Annotated in this window: 17 protein-coding genes; 6 read left to right on the top strand and 11 right to left on the bottom strand. The window is 66.6% G+C overall.

The features are described 5' to 3' along the window. Window positions 1-61 precede the first annotated feature (61 nt). From tgt to AC6CH3_RS17050, 5 genes are all read right to left on the bottom strand, one after another. Complete coding sequence (tgt, locus tag AC6CH3_RS17070; protein WP_498133537.1) at window positions 62-1,366, bottom strand: tRNA guanosine(34) transglycosylase Tgt; 1,305 nt, start codon at window positions 1,364-1,366, stop codon at window positions 62-64. Between the two features lie 32 nt (window positions 1,367-1,398). Continuing rightward, complete coding sequence (locus AC6CH3_RS17065; RefSeq protein WP_494033192.1) at window positions 1,399-2,124, bottom strand: SRPBCC family protein; 726 nt, start codon at window positions 2,122-2,124, stop codon at window positions 1,399-1,401. A gap of 63 nt (window positions 2,125-2,187) precedes the next feature. Further along, window positions 2,188-3,264 (bottom strand): DUF6707 family protein, encoded by a 1,077-nt coding sequence (locus AC6CH3_RS17060; RefSeq protein ID WP_498133536.1) that lies wholly within the window; start codon window positions 3,262-3,264, stop codon window positions 2,188-2,190. Between the two features lie 87 nt (window positions 3,265-3,351). Next, a complete protein-coding gene (locus AC6CH3_RS17055) occupies window positions 3,352-3,891 on the bottom strand; it encodes an NUDIX hydrolase family protein (protein ID WP_498133535.1) in 540 nt (179 codons plus the stop codon). 75 nt (window positions 3,892-3,966) lie between these two features. After that, the gene (locus AC6CH3_RS17050; RefSeq protein ID WP_498133534.1) at window positions 3,967-4,710 is read right to left on the bottom strand and encodes a VOC family protein; all 744 of its coding nucleotides are present in this window, start codon (window positions 4,708-4,710) and stop codon (window positions 3,967-3,969) included. A 120-nt stretch (window positions 4,711-4,830) separates the two neighbouring features. On the opposite strand from AC6CH3_RS17050, the gene AC6CH3_RS17045 reads away from it, so the two are divergent. The 3 genes from AC6CH3_RS17045 (at window position 4,831) to AC6CH3_RS17035 (ending at window position 7,835) form a co-directional block, all read left to right on the top strand. After that, a complete protein-coding gene (locus AC6CH3_RS17045; RefSeq protein WP_498133533.1) occupies window positions 4,831-5,442 on the top strand; it encodes a YdeI/OmpD-associated family protein in 612 nt (203 codons plus the stop codon). A 91-nt stretch (window positions 5,443-5,533) separates the two neighbouring features. Further along, window positions 5,534-7,219 carry a glycoside hydrolase family 32 protein gene (locus AC6CH3_RS17040; protein WP_498133532.1) on the top strand — a complete coding sequence of 562 codons (1,686 nt, stop codon included), beginning with the start codon at window positions 5,534-5,536 and terminating at the stop codon, window positions 7,217-7,219. 241 nt (window positions 7,220-7,460) lie between these two features. Beyond that, the gene (locus AC6CH3_RS17035) at window positions 7,461-7,835 is read left to right on the top strand and encodes a cupin domain-containing protein (RefSeq protein WP_498133531.1); all 375 of its coding nucleotides are present in this window, start codon (window positions 7,461-7,463) and stop codon (window positions 7,833-7,835) included. Between the two features lie 25 nt (window positions 7,836-7,860). Here AC6CH3_RS17035 and AC6CH3_RS17030 read toward each other — a convergent pair whose 3' ends face one another. From AC6CH3_RS17030 to AC6CH3_RS17015, 4 genes are all read right to left on the bottom strand, one after another. After that, window positions 7,861-9,042 carry an ABC transporter ATP-binding protein gene (locus AC6CH3_RS17030; RefSeq protein WP_498133530.1) on the bottom strand — a complete coding sequence of 394 codons (1,182 nt, stop codon included), beginning with the start codon at window positions 9,040-9,042 and terminating at the stop codon, window positions 7,861-7,863. Continuing rightward, window positions 9,039-10,631 carry an ABC transporter permease gene (locus AC6CH3_RS17025; protein WP_498133529.1) on the bottom strand — a complete coding sequence of 531 codons (1,593 nt, stop codon included), beginning with the start codon at window positions 10,629-10,631 and terminating at the stop codon, window positions 9,039-9,041. Before AC6CH3_RS17025 ends, AC6CH3_RS17030 begins: the two co-directional genes overlap by 4 nt. A 4-nt stretch (window positions 10,632-10,635) precedes the next feature. Further along, window positions 10,636-11,682 (bottom strand): iron ABC transporter substrate-binding protein, encoded by a 1,047-nt coding sequence (locus tag AC6CH3_RS17020; RefSeq protein ID WP_498133528.1) that lies wholly within the window; start codon window positions 11,680-11,682, stop codon window positions 10,636-10,638. 179 nt (window positions 11,683-11,861) lie between these two features. Next, window positions 11,862-13,208, bottom strand: coding sequence for a glycoside hydrolase family 76 protein (locus AC6CH3_RS17015; RefSeq protein WP_498133527.1), 1,347 nt, complete (start codon window positions 13,206-13,208; stop codon window positions 11,862-11,864). Between the two features lie 106 nt (window positions 13,209-13,314). Between AC6CH3_RS17015 and AC6CH3_RS17010 the strand changes: the two genes are divergently transcribed. Together AC6CH3_RS17010 and AC6CH3_RS17005 are read left to right on the top strand one after the other, a co-directional pair. Beyond that, window positions 13,315-14,109 (top strand): SDR family NAD(P)-dependent oxidoreductase, encoded by a 795-nt coding sequence (locus AC6CH3_RS17010; RefSeq protein WP_498133526.1) that lies wholly within the window; start codon window positions 13,315-13,317, stop codon window positions 14,107-14,109. Then, window positions 14,106-15,326 carry an acyl-CoA dehydrogenase family protein gene (locus tag AC6CH3_RS17005; RefSeq protein ID WP_498133525.1) on the top strand — a complete coding sequence of 407 codons (1,221 nt, stop codon included), beginning with the start codon at window positions 14,106-14,108 and terminating at the stop codon, window positions 15,324-15,326. The genes AC6CH3_RS17010 and AC6CH3_RS17005 overlap by 4 nt, the downstream gene beginning before the upstream one ends. A gap of 21 nt (window positions 15,327-15,347) precedes the next feature. On the opposite strand, the gene AC6CH3_RS17000 is transcribed toward AC6CH3_RS17005, so the two are convergent. After that, window positions 15,348-16,193, bottom strand: coding sequence for a DUF1684 domain-containing protein (locus AC6CH3_RS17000; protein ID WP_498133524.1), 846 nt, complete (start codon window positions 16,191-16,193; stop codon window positions 15,348-15,350). 270 nt (window positions 16,194-16,463) lie between these two features. Here AC6CH3_RS17000 and ppc point away from each other — a divergent pair, with 270 nt between their 5' ends. Then, window positions 16,464-19,283, top strand: coding sequence for a phosphoenolpyruvate carboxylase (gene ppc, locus AC6CH3_RS16995; RefSeq protein ID WP_498133523.1), 2,820 nt, complete (start codon window positions 16,464-16,466; stop codon window positions 19,281-19,283). 66 nt (window positions 19,284-19,349) lie between these two features. Here ppc and AC6CH3_RS16990 read toward each other — a convergent pair whose 3' ends face one another. After that, window positions 19,350-20,543: a NifU-related iron-sulfur-binding protein gene (locus AC6CH3_RS16990; protein WP_498133522.1), complete on the bottom strand. Its 1,194-nt coding sequence runs from the start codon at window positions 20,541-20,543 to the stop codon at window positions 19,350-19,352. Between the last annotated feature and the right edge of the window lie 154 nt (window positions 20,544-20,697).

Here is a 20,697-nt window from a genome sequence, read left to right as displayed (position 1 = left end):
TTCCCTGCCGGCTAGACGCGGCCTTACGTCGTGAGCGCAGGGAACCGTCGAAACGGCGGGCCTAGGCGTAGTACCGGCGCAGGGTCTCGGCCTTGAACTCGAAGAAGGAGCCGTCCTCGATGGCCAGCCGGGCGTCGTCCACCAGCTTCACCACGAACCGCTCGTTGTGGATGGAGATGAGGGTGGCGGACAGCATCTCCTTGGCCTTGAAGAGGTGGTGGATGTAGGCGCGGGAGTAGTTCAGGCAGGCGTAGCAGTCACAGTCCTCCTGCAGCGGGCCGAAGTCGCGCTTGTACTTGGCGCCGGACAGGTTGAACCGGCCGTCGGGGGTGTAGAACGCGGAGTTGCGGGCGACCCGGGTGGGGGAGACGCAGTCGAAGGTGTCGGCGCCGTTTTCGATGGCGGTGAAGATGTCGTCAGGCTCGGAGATGCCCAGCAGGTGCCGTGGCTTGTTCTCCGGAAGCTCCTCGTTGCACCAGCGCACAATCGTGCCCAGGTTCTCCTTCTCGAGCGCCCCGCCGATCCCGTACCCGTCGAAGGCCATGGCCCCGAGGTCCCGGCAGGCCTTCCGGCGGAGGTCCTCGTACTGCGCCCCCTGGATCACGCCGAACAGGGCCTGGTAGGGCTTCCCTGCCCGGGCGGAGGTCAGCCGGAAGTGCTCGTCCAGGCAGCGCATGGCCCACAGCCGCGTGCGCTCCAGCGACTCTTCCTGGTATCGGCGGGAGTTCTGCAGGGTGGTGAGCTCGTCGAAGGCGAACATGATGTCCGCCCCGATCTGGTGCTGGACCTGCATCGAGATCTCAGGCGAGAAGCGGTGGCGGTCCCCGTTGAGGTGGCTCTTGAACCACACGCCGTCGTCGTCCACGTGGGCGAGCCGTTCCTTGCCGGCGGCCACGGCGTCATCGGGGCCGGATTGGTCGACTGACTTCATGTCGATGACCTTCTTGAAGCCCGAGCCCAGGCTCATCACCTGGAAGCCGCCGGAGTCGGTGAATGTCGGGCCGGGCCAGTTCATGAAGGCTCCCAGCCCGCCGGCCTCGTCCAGGACGTCCGGCCCCGGCTGCAGGTACAGGTGGTAGGCGTTGGCCAGGAGTGCCTGGGCCCCGAGCTCGGCCATGGACTCCGGGAGCACGGACTTCACGGTGGCCTTTGTCCCGACGGCGATGAAGGCCGGCGTCTGGATTTCGCCGTGGGGCGTGGCAATGGTCCCGGTCCGGCCCAGGAATTCGCCGCCGTTGGCGGACGCCTGCTCACTGGATGGGCGGCACGTTTCAGTAAGCCGCTTGCCGACGCGGAAGGAAAACTCCGACTGCCGGGCGGGCGGCACTGGTCCAGGACGGGCAGGCGGTTCAGGATTGGCTGGCACGGTTCAAGTGTGCCAGCTACGGGCACGCGGTCTCAGCGGATGGGCTCCGATGTGGGGTAGTTCTCAGAACGCCAGTCGTCCCAGAGGGTGCGGATTGTCTCCAGCGTGTGGGCGCCCAAATCGTAGGTTGAGATGATCACCATGGAGCCGCCGTCGGGCCTGACCTCCGGAATGACGGGCTGGTCCGCCACGATCAGCAGGCCGTCGCCGTGCTCGGCGTAACTGTGCACGGTCAGTCCGACCTGGTGGTTGGACTTGTACCAGACCTTGCCGGCGATCTCCTCACCCGTGCCCAGCGTCAGCGAATAGTCCTCGCCGCGTTTCGGTACCTCCTGGAGCCCGAGTTTCTCGATGGCCGAGCCGCCGCTTCCCGGAACCGAGAAGAACATCGTGTGGCGCTTTCCATGCGGATGCCGCTCCAGTGCAAACCTGAGCTGCTGCAGGAAGGTGAGCCAGCCCTGGGTGATGTCCTCGTCCCAGGCCGCCCATTCGGAGTTGTGATCCAGCGCTGCCCGGGTCACGCTGACTTCGGTCCCGGTGGGCACAGGTTTCAGTGTGAACACGTCGCCGCCGTCGACTGTCAGTGATGTGTGGTCCGGGCTCTCGACCACCGTGCTGTTGAAGTAGATCTCATTGATTTCCGCGGCCAGGTCATCGGCCTGCCAGCCATGCCACTCGGCCACTTTGGCGGGCTCACGCAGCATCGTCCAAACCTGCGGCGCATCGGAGTTGATCACTACGCTCAGATTGTTCGTCATGGCCCGAATTTACAGCGTCGCTACAGCCGCGGCTAGAGCAAAACCGCAATGCCCTCGTGGGCCCTATCCGCGGACCGACTCCAGCTCGTTGGCGATCCGCCGCTCCAGCTCACCCGCGCTGATGGTCTGTGACCCGCCGTGCGCCCGCAGGAACAGCAGCGACTCCAGACGCAGCAGGCGCCACTCCCGCTCGGCCTCCGCGTTGGAGTTGTCAATGGACCGGAAGATCTCTTTGTCATACAGGTTGGGCTCGTTCAGGGAGCGCTGGCGCACCCTCGCCTGCATGCGCGCCTTGAAGGGGTCCGTCTCCTGGTTTTCGGGTGCCCGGAGCAGCTTCTCGTAGACGGCGGCACGCTCCTTCTGGCCGGTCTGGCGGCAGATGTACGTGGAAAGCGCGAGCGAAGCCTCCACGGACGACCAGCGGCCGGGATTTCCGTCGAAGGGCAGCACATTCAGGAGGTCAGCGACGGCGAGCGCGCCCTCTGCGTCCTTGAGCATGACGAACAGTTCGTGGGCGAGGTCGCTGAGGTCCTTCAGGCAGCTGCCGGATTTCGTGTTGATGCCTTTGACCAGCTTGTCGGCCAGCAGCTGCACACCCACAGAGTCCGGATGGGCCTCCGCCACGGCCTCGACCACGGCTTCGGGGGTCCCTGCGGGTTCCGGAATGAGGGCCAGATCCTCGGCGCTGGGCCCGATGATCGCCGGCGTGGAGGCCGGCAGGGGAGGAACGACGACGGCGGGAGGCGCCGGGGGCAGCGCCGCCCCCTCGTTCTGGTTCCCGACCACCTGAAGCGGGGTGGCGGCGTCGGAATTCCTGGCGGTGTCCGGCCTTGTTCCGTCCTGCGTGACGGCGCCGTCGGTGGCCGCGTTGTCGGCGGCCGTTGCGCCCTGGACGGCGTCATGTTCGGCGGCGAAACCTGTTTCCTCGATCCGCACAGACGAGCCGGCGGCAATGCGCAGCATGCCGCCCCCGGTCAGGGTTGCGAGGACGATGGCGGGCGCGCCGAAGTCATCATTTTCAATCTCTACGGAGTGGACTTCGGCCGACCGCAGGCCGTCCGGCAAAAGAAGGTGGTCGCCCGGCTGCAGAGACCCAGCCTGCTGTTCGCGGTAGGTCTGGGCAGCTGGTACGTGGTTCATGGGAGTCCTTAAGTTCTCTTGCGGTCCGCCCAACAGTCTACAAAGGAGGCAGTGCGAAGTCCGGGAGGCGGCGACCTCAGGGTGCCGTCAGCTGCCGACGCCGGCGAACGCCAGGGCCTGGCGCACGAGCGAGCCCCGGCCGCCGCTGAACTCCTGCTGGACGTCCTCACTGAGTACTTCCTGCGGAGTCATCCAGGTCAGTTCCAGGGCGTCCTGGCGGGGCTCGCAGTCGCCCGTGACGGGGATGATGTAGCACAGGGAGACGGCGTGCTGGCGGTCGTCGGTGAATCCTGTGTGGGACGGCGCGGGGAAGTACTCTGCCACCGTGAAGGGTACCGGGCTGACGGGCAGCTGCGGAAAAGCGAGCGGGCCGAGGTCCTTCTCCATGTGGCGCAGGAGCGCGGCGCGGATGGTTTCGCGGTAGAGCACGCGGCCGGACACGAGGGAACGGACCATGGTGCCGTCGGCATCAGCCTGCAGGAGCGTGCCCACTTCGTTCACGAACCCCAGCGGGTCGAGCCGGACCGGCACGGCCTCGACGTAAACCATGGGGAGCCGTCCGCGGGCCTCGAAGAGGTCCTCCTCGGAAAGCCAGCCGGGATTGGGATCGGGGGTGCGCACGTTCATGGTTAAGTTCTACCTCATCGCCGTGCATCCGACCGCCGACGCGTGGGATCTCAGCTCTTAGCGGAGGCCAAATGACTAGGCACCGAGCGGAGCCTGCTTCGAGATCCACAGGGTGGACGGTACGTGCGGTCCCGAGGCATCACCCGCCGTGTCGGGGTTCGCCAGGTGCAGGGTCCGCCCGAAAGCCTCTTCCGTCATGCTGACCTGGTAACCCGCGGCGGCCAGCCGGTCCCGCAGGGCGGACAGGTCGCCGTCGTACTCAAAACCGAAGCCTGACCGCGCAGGGCCCGAACCGGGCCGCACCATCAGCACGCCGCCGTTCTTGGCTGTAAAGTCCGCGGTTTCGTCGTTATCCGGCACCGGTCGGGGCCTGGCGCCGATGCTCCTTAGTGTCTCGGCGGCCGCGGCGGTGTCTTCGGTAAACCAGACGGCGACGACCGACAACCCAGTGTCGGCGTCGGCGCACTGTGCGAAGTGTGCCGCTTTGTCCGCCAGGAAGCTGAAACCGTCCTTTCCCGTGATTCTGCAGGAGTCGCCGATGTCCGCGGGGATCAGTTCGGCCGGTGTGGTTCCGGACTCCACCCCTGCCAGATTGGTGCGGCGGGCGAATTCCTCCAGGTCGCCCACCTCGACGGCGAAGGACGACGCGCCGTCGTTCTCGGCGCCGGAAGGAACGTGCTGCAGCGCAAGCCGGCCAGACGCGGCGTCGAATTCCCGCCACGTGTCGTCATGAAGGGTTTTGATCATGCCCAGGTCCGTGAGGAGCCGCTCCCACTGGTCCAGGCGTGAAGTGAAATGGACGGGGCGGACACGCAGCATGATCTCTCCTCGGACTCGAACGGCTTGGATTCAGCATTGGATTCAGCAACGGCGCAGTCATGGCCATAATGCCACGACTTGCATCCCCAGGCATCGGGACCGAAGGGGCAGAATAGGCGCATGGCTGCTGAACTCGAGGAACTGCTGGTCAAGGACGCCGCCGAATGGCGACGCTGGCTCGAACTGAACCATTCCACGAGCCCGGGCGTGTGGCTGGTGCTGCACAAAAAAGGCGGCCGCGTCACGGAACTCGACTATGAAGCAGCCTTGCAGGAGGCTCTGTGCTTTGGATGGATCGACGGCCAGGGCAAAAGGCGCGACGACGAGAGCTCCTTCCAGCGGATGACCCGCCGGGGGCCGAAGAGCGTCTGGTCGGCACGGAACGTGGACCGCATCGCGCGATTGGAAGCCGCCGGCAGGATGGCAGAGGCCGGACGGGCCGCCGTCGACGCGGCCAAGGCGGACGGGCGGTGGGAGGCGGCGTACTCCGGCCAATCGTCAGCCGAAGTGCCGGAGGATCTTGCGGCTGCCATTGCCGCTGTTCCCGAGGCGCAGGCCATGTTTGACGTCCTTAGCTCCGTCAACCGCTACGCCCTGATCTACCGCACGAATTCGGTCAAGCAGGCCTCCACGCGGACACGAAAAATCGCCGGTTTCGTAGAGATGCTGGCCCGCGGCGAGACGCCCTACCCGCAGAAGAAGCGCCCTGCAGGCCCAGCAATTAACGCGTGAAAGCCGCGGTAAAATTGCATCTGGCCCAGTGAAGCGCCGGCAGCGCTCGCAGCCCTGCCGGCGCTTCCCCATATTCCGACGATCGGCGGACATGCAGCTGAATTCCCTTCGACAACTCGGCCCCCGAGGCAGCTGGATCGCGGTGGCTGCCGTCCTCGCTGTCCTGCTGGCCGTGGCCGCCGCGATAGTTCAAGGGAGCAGACCAGGAGACCCGGCCAACCCGGGCGCCGGGAACGGTGGCGCGCAGGAAACGGCGCCGGCCAGCCCCAACTTCAGCCGCCCGGAGGGGGCATCGCAGTTCCGGCCGGCCTACCACCTCACGCCGGAGAAGGAATGGATGAACGACCCGCAGCGGCCGTTCCTGCTGGACGGCGTCTGGCATTACTACTACCTGTACAACGCCGACCATCCGGAGGGGAACGGCACTGAGTGGTTCCACGTCACCAGCACCGACCTGGTGCATTGGAAGGACGAGGGCGTGGCCATCGAGAAATTCAAGAACGGCCTCGGCGACATTGAAACGGGCAGCGCCGTCGTGGACACGGACAACACCGCAGGCTTCGGCAAGGACGCCGTTATCGCCGTGATGACGCAGCAGGACAAGGGCGTCCAGCGGCAATCTCTGTTTTACTCCACGGACAAGGGCTTCAGCTTCAAGCCTTACGATCGGAACCCTGTCATGGACAACCCCGGCGCAGAGCACTGGCGGGATCCGAAGATCATCCGTGACGACGCCAACGGGCAGTGGGTCATGGCCCTGGCCGAGGGCGAAAAGATCGGTTTTTATACCTCCCGCGATCTTAAGGACTGGCGGTATGCCTCATCCTTTGAGCGCCAGGGGCTGGGGATCCTGGAATGTCCCGACCTTTTCCAGCTGGACGTCGACGGCGATCCTGCCAAGCGCACCTGGGTCCTCGCCGCAAGCGCCAATGGCTCCGAGGAAGGCCGGACGACGGGCGTGGCCTACTGGACGGGAAACTGGGACGGGACCGCCTTCACTCCGGCTGACGACCGGCACCAGTGGCTCGACGCCGGATCGGACTTTTACGCGGCCGTCACCTGGGATGATCCCCGGCTTCCGGAAAACCAGCGGATGGCGTCCCGCCACGCCATCGGCTGGATGAACAACTGGACCTACGCACGCAATCTGCCCACCGCTGACTGGCAGGGCGGCGCCGATTCGATAGTGCGGGACATCCGCCTCAAGACGGTTCACGGCAGGCCGTCCCTGGTGTCCAGTCCCACCGAGGCCCTGTCCGTTCTGGAGGGTGCCGCAGAGACCGTCACCGGCCGGCGCGTCACAGAGGGCGGTGCGGGGGAACTGCCGGTGCCGGACAGCGGCGCGTACCGGCTGGATGTGACCCTCGAAAGGGCGCTGGACGACGACGCTTCTGAAGCCCTGCTGAAGCTGGGCAGCGGAGCGGCAGAAAAAGGCCCGGCCGACTTCGCCACGATCGGATACGACTTCGACGACGGAACGGCCTTCGTGACGCGCTCCGCCGTGGTCCCTGGAGTCGAATCGCTCGGCCGCGTTTTCACCGACCGGCGATCAGCCTCCAGTCCACTGCGCGGCGGATCGGCACCCGGCCGAGGGACCGTGGAGCTTACGGTGTTCGTGGATTATTCATCCGTCGAGGTCTTCGTCAACGGGGGCGAGCAGACCCTGACCTCGCTGGTTTTCCCGCGGGAGGGCGGACACACCGTCACGGCCGCCACGGCGGGAGGCAGCGCCACCCTGAAGTCGTTCAAATACACACCGCTGGCCACCGCCGGCTGACGGGCTTCTGAAGGCTGGAGATGTCTTGCGTGGGTGGTTGGGTCCGGTCGGGCAATGGCCCATGTCCGCGGCATGCCTGTTGACATGGCTAATCGTTGAGAGCACGCTGATAGCGCCATTCACAGGTGTTCGGCAGACGCTGAACGGGCATCAGCCCGTGTCTGCCGGCCACTCTTTCCCGGAGCATCACATGCAGGCTCCGGATGAACAGCTGTAATCACTCCCCGTTGAGGAGGACAAAATGCCCGCAGTAACTGTCACAGCCCTTGAATCGAAGTCATTCAACGAACCCGATGAAAAGCGCCGACCACCCAAGACTGAAGTCGACGTTGTCACCTTGGCTGATACCACCTTGGGCAGGTTCACTTTTGAGCCTGGCTGGCGGTGGTCCGAGACCGTCAAGACCGTGGTCCACACCGACAGCTGCCAGAACAACCATCTGGGGTTCTGCACCGCTGGAACGCTGACTGTGGAGATGGAAGATGGAACAAGCACCACAATCAGCGCCGGGGACGCCTATGCAATTCCCGCAGGCCATGATGCCTGGGTCGAAGGCGATGAGACGTTCGTAGGCTACGAAATCATGAGTGCAGCCACTTACGCCAAGCCTGCCTAGCCACAAATAAACGAAAACGTCAGCATCAGCCTACGACGGAAGGTCCGTCGCCGTTGACCGGAAAAGCGACGGCCTCGCCCACGACGCGCAGGCAGAGTTCCGTGCCCGGCCGGGCGATGGAGGCGTTCCAGTGCCGGATGGTGATCACTTCCCCGCCGCCGGGGTAGCGGTGGTCCGGCATGGCCCCGGCGAGTTTCGGCGGCACGGCCAGCTTGAGCCGCACAGTGGTTTCGGGCCCGAAGTAATCAGTGTCCACCACCACTCCGCGGATGTGTCCGTCCTCGGCAATGCGGATCTGCTCGGGACGCAGCATCAGCTGCACGCGGCCCTGGGCCGGAGGGCGGCGTACGGGGATGCCGCCCAGGGAACACGTTGCCAGCGAGCCTTCAATCCACGCGTCAAGGATCACGGCGTCGCCCAGGAACTCGGCAGTGGCCCGGTCCGCCGGGCGGGTATAGACGACAAACGGGTTGCCGATCTGCGCCAGCTTGCCGCCACGCATCACGGCCACCTGGTCCGCGAAGGAGAGGGCCTCCGCCTGGTCGTGCGTCACGAGGATCGTGGTCACACCGGCCTGGTTCAGCACTTTCGCCACGGCGCGGCGGGTGGCCACGCGGAGCCCGGCATCCAGGGCAGAAAATGGCTCATCGAGCAGCATGAGCTCAGGTTCGCGGGCGAGGGCACGGGCCAGTGCCACCCGCTGCTGCTGGCCGCCGGAAAGCTCATGCGGCCGTCGCTTGGCCATGGCGGGGTCCAGGGACACCATCTCCAGCAGCTCGGCAACCCTGGCCGCAACAGCCCGCCGCCCGCCATCGAGCTTTGATGCGCTCAGCCCGAAGGCGATGTTCTTCCCCACCGTCAGGTGCGGGAACAGGGCACCGTCCTGGGCCACATACCCGATGTGACGCTTGTGGGCGGGTGTCCACACGCCGTTGCCCGCCACAGGGGAACCGTTCAGAAGAATACTGCCGGTGCCGGGATGCTCGAAGCCGGCGACCAGGCGCAGCAACGTGGTCTTGCCGGAACCGGAGGGCCCCACGATTGCGGTGGTGCCGCCTCTCGCCACCGAAAGGTTGACGCCCCTGAGGACCGCCTGGGAACCGAAGTTTTTGGTGACGTCCTCGATCACCAGGTGGCTGTCGGTGCTGGGAGCCACGGACGGCGGGATCCGGGGTCCGGGAACCCTGGACGGCGATTGTTCGGTCACTGTCCCGCTACTTTCTTGGACTGCTGGAAGAGCAAATACGTCATGGGTGCCGAGATCGCGATCATCAGCAGGGCATAGGGCGCCGCGCCGGCATAGTCGATTTCGCTGCTCTTGGCCCAGAACTGGGTGGCGAGCGTGCGCGTGCCGTTGGGGGAGAGGAGCAGCGTTGCGGTGAGCTCGTTGACGATGGCCAGGAACACGAGGGCCGCTCCGCCGGCGGCCGCCGGGGCTGTCAGCCGCAGCGTGACCCGGATGAAGGCCAGCAGCGGCGGTGTTCCCAGCGCCTGGGCCGCCTCATCCAGTTCCTTCGGCGACTGGGCCAGCCCGGCCCGAATGTTCACCAGCGACCGGGGGAGGAACAGCAGCACATACGCAGCGATCAGCACGCCCGCCGTCTGATAGAGCTCAGGGACCAGCCGGATGCTGACGGTCACGAACGCAAGCCCCACCACAATGCCGGGCATGGCGCTGGTGATGTAGTTGGACAGCTCAAGGGTTTTGCTGAACCAGCCGGCGTGGCGCACGGCGAGGTAAGCCATGGGGAACGCCACGGCTGTGGTCACCACGGCGCCTCCAAGCCCGTAGCCGAGGGTCTGCAGGAGCGCAGGGAGGATTTCGTCAGCCGCCCAGATTTCCGCGCCGCCGGCCATGATCCACCGCAGCACGAAGGCCAGCGGGAGCCCGAACGCCAGCGCAGCGAGGGCCAGAAGGAACAGCTGCGCGGGCAGCTGGTAGGCGTGCAGGGGGAGCCGGAGGGCCCTCGCCTGGGCGCCCGAACCCACCCGGGCGTAGCGGGCGGTGCCGCGGCTCCGGACCTCGGCCAGCAGCAGCAGGAGGCAGAGAAACACCAGCACGCTGGCCAGCATGTTCCCTGCTGTGCCGTTGAAGGTGGACTGGTACTGCACCATGATGGCCGTGGTGAACGTGTCGAAGCGGATCATGGCGAACGCACCGTATTCGGCCAGCAGATGCAGCGCAACCAGGAGGCCGCCGCCGGTCATGGCGATCCGCAGCTGCGGCAGGACCACCCGGTAGAAGGCCCGCCAGGCGCCCAGCCCCAGGGACGCCGCGGAATGTTCGATGGCGGGATCCAGCCGGGCCAGCGTCGCCGCGGCAGGAATGTACACGAGCGGGAAATAGGAGAGCGTGGCAATCAGCACGCCGGAAAACAGGCCCTGCAGGGACGGGACGGCTGACACCCAGGCGTAGCTGTTCACGAAGGCGGGGATGGCCAGCGGCGCGGCAAGGAGCACCGCCCAGACCTTGTTCCCCCGCAACGAGGTCCGCTCCACGAGCCAGGCTCCGCCCACGCCGAGGACCAAGCACAGCGGCACCGTGAACACCACCAGCAACACCGTGTTGAGGAGCAGTTCCCCCACGCGTGCGCGGAATATCAGCGCCGAGGCCGTTTCCCAGCCGGTGGCCACGGTCATGACAACGACGTAGCCAAGCGGAACGAGTGAAAACAGGGCGATCAGCACCGCCAGGACAGCAACAGCAGAAACGCCGAAAGGCGGGCGGGGGCGCTTGTCCCTGCCCGCCGTCGTCGTGCGTCCGGAAACCTCCGGCGCCGATGCCTGCGCGGTCACAGAATTACAGGAGTCCTGCCTTGGTCATCAGCTCGGTGACCTTTGCCGAGTTCAGCTTGGCAGGGTCCACTGCCGGAGCCTGGAGTTCCTTGACCGGAACCAGCTTGTCGTGGGCCGGGACGCCGGAGGCAATCGCGTACTCGAAGGAGTCGCCCTTCTGCAGCACTTCCTGGCCCTTCTTGCCGGTGATGAACTTGAGGAAGGCCTGGGCCTTGTCAGCGTTCTTGGAGGACTTCAGCACGCCGCCGCCGGACACGGAAAGGAAGGCGCCCGGGTCCTGGTTCTTGAAGTAGTACGGCGTGACGTTCTTGGAGTTCTCGCCGGTCTTGGCCTGGTCGCCGTAGTAGTAGTAGTGGTAGATCAGCGCGGCATCGACTTCGCCGTCATTGACGCCCTTCATCGCGGCACTGTTTCCCTTATAGGCAGTGAAGTTTTCCTTCATGCCCTTGAGCCATGCTTCGGTTGCCGCTTGGCCCTTTAGTTCAAGCAGGGCGGACACGATGGCCTGGAAGTCGGCGCCGCTCGGGGACGCAGCCCATTTGCCCTTCCACTCCGGCTTGGCCAGATCCAGCATGGACTTGGGCAGCTTGTCCTCGGTCAGCTTGGCCTTGTCGTACACGAGGACGGTGGAGCGGGCCGCGATGCCGGTCCACTGGCCGGTGGTCGGACGGAATTCGGCGGGAACCTGGGCGATGGTGTCCTTGTCCACGTCGGCAAACAGGCCTGCGTTCTCCACCTGCGCCATTGCGGGGGAGTTCTCGGTCAGGAATACATCGGCGGGGGAGGCCGCGCCCTCCTGGACGATCTGGTTGGATATCTCCGTGTCCGAACCCTGGCGGAGGGTGACCTTGATGCCGGTTTCCGCGGTGAACGCGTCCGCCCATTCCTTGGTAAGGCTTTCGTGCTGGGCGTTGTAGACCGTGATCTCGCCGTTGGTCGCTTCCGGGGAGGTGGTTCCGGCGGGCGAAGGGGAGCCGCCGCAGGCAGCCAGTCCCAGTGCTGCAGAGGCCGCGAGTGCGATGCCGGCCAGGGCGTTCTTGCGGATCTTCATTGGGGGCTTCTTTCTGAAAATGTCAGGCGGACCTGGATCCTGGTGAGCAGGGGAAGTCAGGCGACGCTCACTGCCCAAACTGTAGGTTAGCCATACCTAAGTGGCATGCTTAAGTGACCATTATCACACCAATTACGGAAGTGTGGCATGACGTAATTCTGTGGGCCTCCCGCCGGTGTTCAGGACCCCCCTGCGGGTGCGTGCGGCGCGCCGGCGGCAGCTGCCGCTTCCAGTACCATCCACGCCTGCAGCTGCGTGGAAAGTTCGACGGCGGCGCCCGGCGGATAGGTGTCAGTCGCCGGCCGCTGTGGATGGTGGGAAAAGACCAGGCGGCCCGGCCCGCCATGCCTGGCAAGGGCTTCCTCTGCGGTGACGGCCCTGCGGCCAGCCCAAAGCGCGGCGGCGGTGTCCGTGACCATCCGGCCGGCGGTGGCGCGGGTGGCCTCGGGCAGGCGTCCGTCGCGTGCAGCCAGCGCCAGGTAGCGCGTCAGTATCCCGGTGAAGAGTCCGCCGTCGCCCGTTCCGTCGCAGCGCAGCACCGCGCCGCTGTTCGCTGGGCCGCTGTTCGCTGGGCCGCCGTGGGTTGGGCCGCCGGGCACCGCCCCGCTGTGGGTTGAGTTGCCGGCCATGCCCGGGGCAAGGCTGGCTTGCAGCGTAAGGTGCCGCGACACCGCATCCACCACCACGATGGCGCGCTCCAGGTTCCTGGTCCCGCCGAGTTCCAGGAGGGCGCCGAGGACCGGGCCCTGGTTGTAGGTGTAGATCGCGTTCTCGAGGACGGTTTCGCCGGTGGGGCTGATCCGGAGTCCGTCCAGGTAGAGCCCGCGGCCGGCGTCGAAGAGCCTGGCGTCGAGCCAGTCCAGGAGCGCCTGCGCCCGGGCAGTGTGACCCGTGCGTGCGTAGTAGAGCGCCACCGGGGCCGTTGCCGGGGTGTTCTTGAAGTCGCGTTTCGTGCTCCAGAAAGTGCCGCCGCCAAGGTCGTCCGTGGAGGCCGAGTCGAACTGGAGCATCAGGTTCCTGCGGAGGCGCGCGTACCGGCGCGGGGCCGGGCGGCGGCTTTCCTCCGCCAGCTTTTCGAGCCGGAGGCTGGACAGTGCCAGCCAGGCCATGTCGTCGTAGTAGCTGTTGACGAAGGTGAAGAAATTGCGCAGCCGGATGCCGGTGACCAGGCGGGAGGCCAGCTGGCCGGCGCTGGGCCGGTGTTCGCCGTCGAACCGCGCCGGCGGCCGGCCGGCGGTGCCCAGTTCGCGGCGGCCGGCGTCCACGAGGCAGTCGACGTAGTGGGCCTGCCACCAGTAATGCCACGGGCGGAGAAGGCTCCCGAAGCGGCCCGAAGGACGGGAAACGGCACCGATGTGGGTCCCGGGCAGGAAGAAGAGCCGGTGGCCGAACATCCGCGTGACCGAGCGGGCGGCCTCGTCGGCGCGGGCGGCCCAGTCAGCCGGGGCTTCGGGCTTCCCTGGTGTTCCGGGTGTTCCGGGGCCGGGCCGGTCCCCGGGGGCCGCTGACGCATCGGGCTGGGTCATTCCGCCAGCCTAGCGAACCGGGCAAGGTGCGCGCGCCCGGGCTTTCAGTTAACATTCACTAACTAATGTTCGCGCCGGCTGCCGGTTTCCGCATCAAGGAGGATGTATGGACATCAAGGGTTCTGTCGCGCTGGTCACGGGCGGGGCGTCCGGACTGGGCGCTGCCACTGCCCGGCGGCTGTTCGACGCCGGCGCCTCGGTGGTGATCGCGGACCTCGCCTCTTCGGCCGGCGCGGCTTTCGCCGAGGAGCTGAACTCCGGCCGAATGGGCGTGAACACCGCAGTCTTCGTTCCGACGGACGTTACCAGCGAGGGCGACGTGCAGGCCGCCGTCGACTCCGCAGCGGCGCTGGGTCCGCTGCGGATCCTGGTGAACTGCGCGGGCATTGCCACACCCGGCAAGGTACTGGGCCGCGACGGTGTCCTGCCGCTGGAGACCTTCACCCGCGTCATCCAGGTCAATCTGGTGGGCACGTTCAACGTGATCCGCCTCGCCGCCGCCGCAATGGCAGCCACGGAGCCGGCAGCCACCGAACTGGGCGGGGAAGAACGCGGCGTCATCATCAACACGGCCTCCGTCGCCGCGTTCGACGGCCAGATCGGCCAGCCTGCCTACGCCGCCTCGAAGGGCGCCGTGGCAGCCATGACGCTGCCGCTGGCCAGAGAGCTGGCCCGTTCGCTGATCCGCGTGGTCACCATCGCACCGGGCATCTTCGAGACACCCATGATGGCCGGCCTGCCGACGGAGGCACAGGAGTCCCTCGGCAAGCAGGTGCCGCACCCGTCCCGCCTGGGCCGGCCGGCCGAATACGCCAATCTCGCGGCGCACATCGTGGACAACGCGATGCTGAACGGCGAAACCATACGCCTCGACGGCGCCATCCGGATGGGCCCGAAATGACGCATCTTTCTGCCGCCGAATCCGCCGTCGACGCACTGCCCACCGCGGACTTCTACGACTACGAGTCCCTGCTCAGCGTTCCCGAACGGCGCAAGCTCCAGGAGTTGCGGGAGTTCCTCGCCGCGGAGATCGCCCCGTACGCGGAAGGGTGGTGGAACAAGGCCGAGTTTCCGTCCCACCTCCTGCCGAAGCTCGCCGCACTCGAGCTGAGCACGCCGGCGCAGCGCGGCTACAGCCACCTCTTCGCCGGACTCGTCATCGCGGAGATAACCCGCGTGGACACCTCGATCGCCACGTTCTTCCTTGTCCACCATGATCTTTTCGTCGAGGCGCTCTACAAGTTCGGTTCGGATGACCAGCGGAGCAGGCTGCTCGAGGACGCCTCCAATCTGCGCACCACCGGCGCCTTTGCGCTGACCGAACCGGGGCATGGCTCCGATGTTGCCGGCGGCATGGAGACACGTGCCCGCCGGATATCCAGCCATAGCGGAGCAGCCGACGACGGCGGTGACTGCTGGGTGCTGAACGGCGCCAAACGCTGGATCGGCAACGGGACGTTCTGCGACTACATGCTGGTGTGGGCGCGGGACGAGGCTGACGGCGCCGTCCGCGGGTTCATCGTGGACGCCTCGCTGCCGGGAGTGACGCGCAGCCGGATCGAAAACAAGATCGCGCTGCGGACCGTGCAGAACGCGGACATTGTGTTTGAAGACGTCCGCGTGCGCGAGGCGGACCGGTTTGCGACGGTCCATGGCTTCGACGACACGAACGAACTGCTCCGCGGTTCGCGCATCATGGTGGCATGGCAGGCCGTGGGGCAGCAGCTGGCTGCGTTCGACGTCGCCCGGCAGTACGCCGTCGAACGGCGGCAGTTCGGACGGCCGCTGGCAAAGTTCCAGCTGATCCAGCAGCAGCTCGTCTCGATGCTGGGCAACACCGTGGCCAGCATGGGCATGATGGTGCGGATCGCCCAGCTGCAGGACCGCGGCGCCGATGACATGGCGCAGGTGGCATTGGCCAAGTCGTACACATCGGCCAGGATGCGTGAAACGGTGGCCATGGGCCGGTCTCTGCTCGGCGGCAACGGCATTGTCACGGACCACCGCATGGCCAAGATCTTCGCCGACGCCGAAGCGATCTACACCTACGAGGGCTCCTACGAAATCAACACCCTCATCGTGGGCCGCGCTGTCACCGGGGTCTCCGCAATCGTCTGAGCCGTCCCACCCAAAATACGCTCAGGGGTTGGGCTGTTTTTCGCCCGCTTCGATCCGGGCGTCCAGGCTGTTGTTCTTCACGGGCATCGGGCAGGTGCCATAGGGGGTGAACGCACTCGGGTAGTTGATGGCGCGGTTGAAGTCCAGGACCACCGAGGCGTTTCCCGCGGCATCAATCCGGGGCCGGGGCGTGGAGACTTTCCGCCACTCAGCAGTTGCTTGTCCGGGCGGGGCTGCTGCGTTCGTCTCGTCGTGGAACGTGACGGTCAGGGCGCCGAGCTTCTCCTCCTCAGCGTGAAGCCGGTACTCGTGGTCCTTGCCGGGCAGGCGGAACACGAGCTCGCCCACTGTTCGGTGCACGCCATCGACCAAGGGGTTGGCCGTGGCGATCGGCACGTCCACGGGCTCGGGATAGGCCTCAAAACGGGCCTCCACCACGAGGTCCGGACGGTAATCAAAGGTGGGCACGCCGTCGAACTCCGTGAACACCGGCGACAGCGAATCCCGGGTGCGGATGGCGTACTTGTCGGCACGCATGGCAAGCTCCACCACCACCTGGCGGCCGTCGGGGCCGCCGAACTGGACCCACATCAGGGACTCCTCATTGGAGAGCCGCGCTGTGATGGTCCCGTCCACCGGCTCGCCGGTTTCCACAAGCGTGAGCCCGTCAGCCGCCGCGGCCGTAAGTGCCGCCGTCGTGCCGTCGGTTGACCACAACCCGGGGGCGAGGTCGACGGCGGAAGGCTGGCTTTCCAGCCACTGGAATGACGTGAGCGTGAGCCAGCCGTGCTCAGCGGCGAGGGCGGCATTGCGGTTATTGCGGAAACGGTGCCAGCGCTGCAGCTGGGCATCTGGTGTTGTGCTCATGGTTCCTCCAACGTAGACGGCTGGCGCTACAACCGCACGCAAAGACACTTCATTCCGTTCTGGGTTTCCGTGCACGGAGCGGCTGCCGGCAGGGGCGGGATGGTGCCCCCCATAGCGGGCCGGGATGCAGGGTTCAAGACCGTAACAGGATCCGTGACATATTCCCGGCCCCGGCGCGCTGCGGGTAACATTCCATAGGAACAGGTAACCCGGCTCACAGTATCCAGCGCAGTGTACGAGCCAAGTCCGAACCCTCGAAAGATAGTTTCCATGGCTGACACTGCAATGAATTCCGAAACAGATCTCGCCGCCGAACTCCGCGCAGACGTGCGCCGCGTCTCCACCCTGCTGGGCGAATCGCTGGTCCGCCAGCACGGCCCCGAACTCCTGGACCTTGTGGAGCAGGTGCGCCTGCTGACCAAGGAATCGAAAGAAGCCGCCCGCGGCGGTGCGGATGCCACCGGTCCGTGGAGCGCGCACGACGTCGTTGCCCAGGTCCGTGAGCTCCTCGCCTCCCTGCCGCTTGAGCAGGCCACCGACCTGGTCCGCGCCTTCGCGTTCTACTTCCATCTCGCCAACGCCGCCGAACAGGTCCACCGCGTCCGCGGCCTGCGCACGCGGCAGGAAAAGGACGGCTGGCTGGCCAAGGCGGTCGACGACATCGCCGGCCAGGCAGGCCCGGCAGTGCTCCAGGAAGTCGTCAATGAACTGGACGTGCGCCCCGTCTTCACCGCGCACCCCACCGAGGCCTCGCGGCGCTCCGTGCTTGACAAAATCCGCAAGCTCTCCGATGTGCTGGCCGAACCCACCGAGGAGGGCACCACGGCCCGGCGCCGGCAGGACCGCCAGCTGTCCGAAATGATCGACCAGATGTGGCAGACGGACGAGCTCCGCCAGGTCCGGCCCACGCCGGTGGATGAGGCTCGCAACGCCATCTACTACCTCAACAGCATCCTCACCGACGCGCTGCCGGAGATGCTCACGGACCTCTCCGCGCTCCTGGGCGAGCATGGCGTCACGCTGCCGGCGCACAGGGCCCCGATCAAGTTCGGTTCGTGGATCGGCGGCGACCGTGACGGCAACCCCAACGTCACCGCGGCCGTGACCCACGAGATCCTCCAGCTGCAGAACCAGAACGCGGTGCGGATCAGCATCGCCATGGTGGACGAGCTCATCTCCATTCTGTCCAACTCCACAGCCCTCGCAGCTGCGGACCAGGCGCTGCTGGACTCGATCGACGCGGACCTCGCCAAGCTGCCAGGCCTCGACCCGCGCATCCTCACGCTCAACGCCCAGGAGCCATACCGGCTCAAACTCACCTGCATCAAGGCCAAGCTCATCAACACGGGCAAGCGCGTTGCCGCCGGCTCCGCCCATCAGCCCGGCCGCGACTACACCTCCACCGAGGAGCTCATCACCGAGCTCGAGTTGCTGGAACTCTCGCTGCGCAACCACTCGGCTTCCCTTGCGGCGGACGGCGCGCTGGCCCGCGTCCGGCGTGCCATCGCGTCCTTCGGCCTCCACCTGGCCACGCTGGACATCCGCGAGCACGCCGACCACCACCATGACGCCGTCGGACAGCTCATGGACCGCCTCGGCGGACCCGGCATCCGGTATGCCGAACTGACGCGCGAACAGCGGCTCGAGGTGCTGAGCGCCGAATTGGCCTCCCGCCGTCCGCTGTCCGGCCACCCGATTAAGCTCGACGGCGTCGCTGACGGCACGTACGACGTCTTCCGCGAGATCCGGCGCGCCCTGCGCACGTACGGCCCCGACGTCATCGAGACGTACATCATCTCCATGACCCGGGGCGCCGACGACGTCCTGGCCGCGGCCGTCCTGGCCCGCGAAGCCGGCCTGGTCAGTCTTTTCGGCGACGCCCCCTATGCGAAGATCGGCTTCGCGCCGCTGCTCGAAACCGTTGAGGAACTGCGTGCCTCGGCGGAGATCGTGGACCAGCTGCTGTCCGATTCCTCCTACCGGGAGCTGGTCCGGCTGCGTGGCGACATCCAGGAAGTCATGCTCGGATACTCGGACTCCAACAAGGAATCCGGCGTGATGACCAGCCAGTGGGAGATCCACAAGACCCAGCAGAAGCTGCGCGACATCGCCGCCAAGCACGGCGTCCGGGTCCGGCTGTTCCACGGCCGCGGCGGATCCGTGGGCCGCGGCGGGGGGCCCACCTACGATGCCATCATGGCCCAGCCCCACGGCGTCCTCGAGGGAGAAATCAAGTTCACCGAACAGGGCGAGGTCATCTCGGACAAGTATTCGCTGCCGGAGCTGGCCCGCGAGAACCTGGAGCTTTCCCTCGCCGCCGTGATGCAGGGGTCCGCCCTGCACCGCACCCCCCGCAATTCCGATGACCAGCGCGAACGCTTCGGGCACGTCATGGAGATCATTTCCGACGCCGCCTTCGACCGCTACCGCAGCCTCATCGACCACCCGGACCTGCCCGCCTACTTCATGGCGTCCACCCCGGTGGAGCAGCTCGGTTCCCTGAACATCGGCTCCCGGCCCTCCAAGCGCCCCGACTCCGGTGCGGGTCTCGGCGGCCTTCGCGCCATCCCGTGGGTGTTTGGCTGGACGCAGTCGCGTCAGATCGTGCCGGGCTGGTTCGGCGTGGGATCCGGCCTGAGGGCCGCCCGCGAGGCTGGCAACTCCGCCCAGCTTGTGGAGATGATGGACCGTTGGCACTTTTTCCGTTCGGTGCTCTCCAATGTCGAGATGACCCTGGCCAAGACGGACCTCGACATCGCCGGCTACTACGTGGACACCCTGGTCCCCAAGGAGCTCCACCACCTCTTCCATGCCATCGGCGAAGAGTACGAACTGACTGTTACAGAGATCCAGAACCTCACGGGTGAGAACGTGCTCCTGGACGCCCAGCCGACGCTGAAGCGCTCGCTGGAAATCCGGGACCAGTATCTCGACCCCATCAGCTACCTGCAGGTGGAGCTCCTCCGCCGTGTGCGTACCGAGGCTGCGGCGGGCAAGTCCATTTCCGGCGGCGAGATCGACGACCGGCTCCAGCGCGCCATGCTGATCACGGTCAACGGAGTGGCGGCAGGACTGCGCAACACCGGGTAGCCCCCGCGCCCACCCTCCCTTTTGGCCAGATAAGGGGCGTGAGGCACAGCATTCCCCGCAATTAGCTCATCCGTCCTGTCCTGCAGCAGTCTGCAGGGCCGGGGCTGCGGCCGTAGGAATATCCGCCGGCGACACGTCGGATGCGGATACTGCCGGCGCGGGAACGGCGGGTGAGGATACTGCCGGCGAGGCCGCATCGGGGACCAGCGCCAAGGGGGCCGCCTGCCCTGCCGGTGCGACCAGCGGGAGCGACTCGGCCGGCGTCGACTCCGCCGGCGTCGCCTCCGCCCGGGCTGTAGGTGCCGGGGCGGCAGGACGCGGCGGGGATTGCACGGATTCCCCCGGGATGGCTACAGAAAGCACTCCGCCGCGGACCAGCAGCGGAAGCGGGTCCAGGTGCAGGTCTTTGTCCTCGAGGCAGGCCCCGGCGTGGTGCACATCGAAATGGCCGCGGCAGGTGGGGCAGCGGAGGAGGCTTCCGCCGCTTTGTGGCGCGCCGGGCTGCAGGGCTGCGCCGGCCATGGAGCCGGTGCAGCGCGGGCAGTAGTCGCGGTACGCGTAGACATCCTGTCCGGCGCGGCAGGCCAACACCGGGTAGCCGCCAATCAGGAAGCCTGCAGCCTCCCCTGATTCGAGCCCGGCGATTTCCGGAACCGCTTCCCAGGTGCCGCCGGTCATGTCATGCCAGGACGCCGCGGGCGTTGCGTCTTGAGGATTGATCGCCCGGACGGGCAGTGAGTCCACAGGAATGAGCTCCGGCATTCCAGGCTGCTTCTCCTCTTCGACGACGTCGATGGCGGCGACCTCCGGTGCCGCTGTTCTGATGGCCTCCTCAACGGCGGACTTGAGGTCGGGGGACGACGGCGGGCCACCCGGCTCGGTGTAGAGCTTTAGCCGCACCACCCCGTCCGTGCTCGTCCCCTCCAGCTCCACGTCGCCGCCATGGGAGCCGAGATAGGGCCTGATCCGGTCCAGTGCCGCGGCCACCCGCGCTTCCAACGAGCGGGGGTACAGCCCGTGGACCAGCAGGAGGGCAGACACGAGGTCGTCCGCCGTCAGCGCCTCCAGCGTGGCCTCGTCGAGCTTCTCCTGGCGGTGCAGGATTTCCATGATGCGCCGCAGCCCCGATCCATACAGCTCCGCCACTTGGCGGACCAGGTCCTCGGCACCGCCGCGCGCGACCACCCCCTCATTGCCCCAGACCCGGAGCAAACCGCGGATCCAGTCGCTGCTCTCCAGCGGCCGGTCTTCGCCCGACATGGCCTACCTGCCCGTCAGATTCTGGATGGGGGAGTGGGCTTCTTCCGCCTTGCGGGCAGTTTCAGCAGGCATCGTTGCCTCTTTCAGTGGCCCTTGCCGGGCCTGGTGTCCTCTTGTCACGATCCGGGCAAGGTGCCGGACCGGTTTGTGCCCG

This window comes from Arthrobacter sp. GQ119, assembly GCF_059759125.1.
Note: the sequence above shows the minus strand (reverse complement) of the source record. Positions and strands in the feature narration are given on the sequence as shown.